Source organism: Yoonia sp. R2-816, from assembly GCF_046762905.1.
In the GTDB taxonomy this organism is placed as follows: domain Bacteria; phylum Pseudomonadota; class Alphaproteobacteria; order Rhodobacterales; family Rhodobacteraceae; genus Yoonia.
On sequence record NZ_JBKQXN010000277.1, the window covers coordinates 1 to 2026 of the forward strand.

Genomic DNA, 2026 nt, shown 5'->3' on the forward strand with positions numbered 1-2026 from the left:
CGGCTCAGGCTCGCCACCGGCCAGTGGAACAACCGCCCATTCGCCATCGCGCAGCGTGTCGTTGCGCACGGCATTCATGCGCCAGGTCTTGTTGTTCTTGTCCGTGAGCGTGATCGAGAAGTACTCGGCCTTGCTGCGTTCACTGACTGCGCGCCACATAGCTCCCACCCGCATGATGTTGCCACGCGGTGTGCGGAAAACGACATGGTAGTCCGGGTGATTGTCTTTCGTCTTGTGCGGGTTGGGCACCACCTGCAGACCTGCAATGTCGAAGGTGAGGGTGGAGACAGCCAAGTTGTAGCCAGTTGCGCTTTCGATGAGTTTGCCATTCAGCATGAGTTCAGTCCTTTGTCTGAGAGTTTCCGCTTGCGCCGTGGCGCAAGCTCTTTCCGATCCCTCCTGGGATCACACAAAGCGAAGCCCCCTTTCCTCTTTCATGCTGACGATGGCACCTCCGTGGAACGTGTGAAGGCTGTTTCCAACCCCTCGACCTGCACGTCCTTCCCTTTTATCTGAATGGAGATATTGGACCCCTTGCGGCGGATCCACCAAAGTTCCCGGGCAATGATCCGTTGGACCTGGTTCAGATGCACATCATCAATGCCGGAGAGATACCCGATCACTTCATCTTCAGCCTCATCGGTGAACCACCGAAGCTGGGTGTCATAGGATTCAGCATCTCCATCATAACAGGGGCAAAAGAGTGCTGCGGTGAAGAAGGCGAGAAGCCCATCATACGTTATGGTCGAGGTTGCGGTCAAACAGAGGACCGTCTCATCGATCATCGTTGCATCGAGGTCAGCAAACAGTATGCAATCTGTCTCGATCTCCCAGGGTGAGATGTCGGGTCCTGTTCGCAGAGAGCCAAATACGGATAAGCTGTCTGGCCGCGCAATGATGCTGGGCAACTCACCAAGAGTGTAAGACGTCCGGCGATCGCCCGTGCCAATGACATAACCTGTCATCTTTAGGGTGGGCAAAGCATCGTACCAAGCATACCCGGCAAAGTCAGCTTGTGGCTTGAACACGAGATCCCCCTGCCCCGTTTGGGCTAGGGCGCGGGCAGAACAAGCTGGAGTGCCGTGCACTCCTGGACTTCAATGAGGGCGCGATAACGGCCGTGATGGACCTCAGAGAGTTCGGGCAAAGGCACGCCAAGCGTCACTCCATGAGAGTTCGCGTTGGTGTGCTTGCGTTTGAAGCACACATGAGCATTGCGATAGACGCCGATGCGGATACCCTTCCAGATCTCAATATGCGCGGCACCTTCGAGGTAGTCTGACCCACGTCTGCTATGTGTTGTGGCGCAGGCGTCCCAAAGTACACGCCTCATGAGCGAATATTGACGCGGTTCACTCCCCTAAACGCATATGATGTATTGCGGCAAACAACTGCAAGGAATCTCCCTGATGAAGACCGACCTCAAATCCATGACCCGCAAAGAGCTTGAGAAGCTCAAGGCCAATGTTGAGAAAGCGCTTGCGCGCGTTGAGAAGAAAGAAATGAAAGAGGCCCTGGCCGCGGCAGAGAAAGCCGCCAAGGCCCATGGGTTCTCTTTAGCCGAGATTACCGCTGGTGACGCGCCCGTAGCCAAGGCCACGCGCAAGGCGCCTAAGAAACCAAAGTCCCCCGGCGTTCCAAAATACGCCAATCCTGATGACAAGGCCCAGACCTGGACCGGCAAAGGGCGTCGGCCTGACTGGTTTGTTGCTGCTGTGGCCAGTGGCAAGACACCAGACGATCTGGAGATTTGAGCATAGTCACTTCGCTCGTCCCAATGAACCAAGCGGCATCCTACCAAGACTTGCGTTTGCTTCGTTTTGTGGGTGATCACGAGTTCCTATGACTACGCGAAGACGCGCCCAACATGCTGTAAATGGTTAGGAAACATGTGAACGGATCCGAGTCATACATCTCCAAGAACCGCCCCACTGTTGGCCTTCGACAGCCTCTGTTTCGCTTCGAGTAGATACTTGTCGAAATAGCCCGGCTCAGTGCGCGCACATAATTCCTAGTTATCGTTACT

General features: G+C 55.3%; 4 protein-coding genes. 1 reads left to right on the forward strand and 3 read right to left on the reverse strand.

The genetic code is table 11. From position 1 onward, the window contains the following. From ACFWW2_RS16815 to ACFWW2_RS16825, 3 genes are all read right to left on the reverse strand, one after another. The coding region (locus ACFWW2_RS16815; RefSeq protein ID WP_393929822.1) for a DUF736 family protein at positions 1-336 on the reverse strand (336 nt) is incomplete at its 3' end. 98 nt (positions 337-434) lie between these two features. Continuing rightward, complete coding sequence (locus ACFWW2_RS16820) at positions 435-965, reverse strand: hypothetical protein (protein ID WP_393929824.1); 531 nt, start codon at positions 963-965, stop codon at positions 435-437. A gap of 86 nt (positions 966-1051) precedes the next feature. Next, a complete protein-coding gene (locus ACFWW2_RS16825) occupies positions 1052-1333 on the reverse strand; it encodes a hypothetical protein (RefSeq protein WP_393929826.1) in 282 nt (93 codons plus the stop codon). Between the two features lie 76 nt (positions 1334-1409). Between ACFWW2_RS16825 and ACFWW2_RS16830 the strand changes: the two genes are divergently transcribed. Further along, positions 1410-1754, forward strand: coding sequence for an H-NS family nucleoid-associated regulatory protein (locus ACFWW2_RS16830; RefSeq protein WP_393929828.1), 345 nt, complete (start codon positions 1410-1412; stop codon positions 1752-1754). Positions 1755-2026 lie beyond the last annotated feature (272 nt).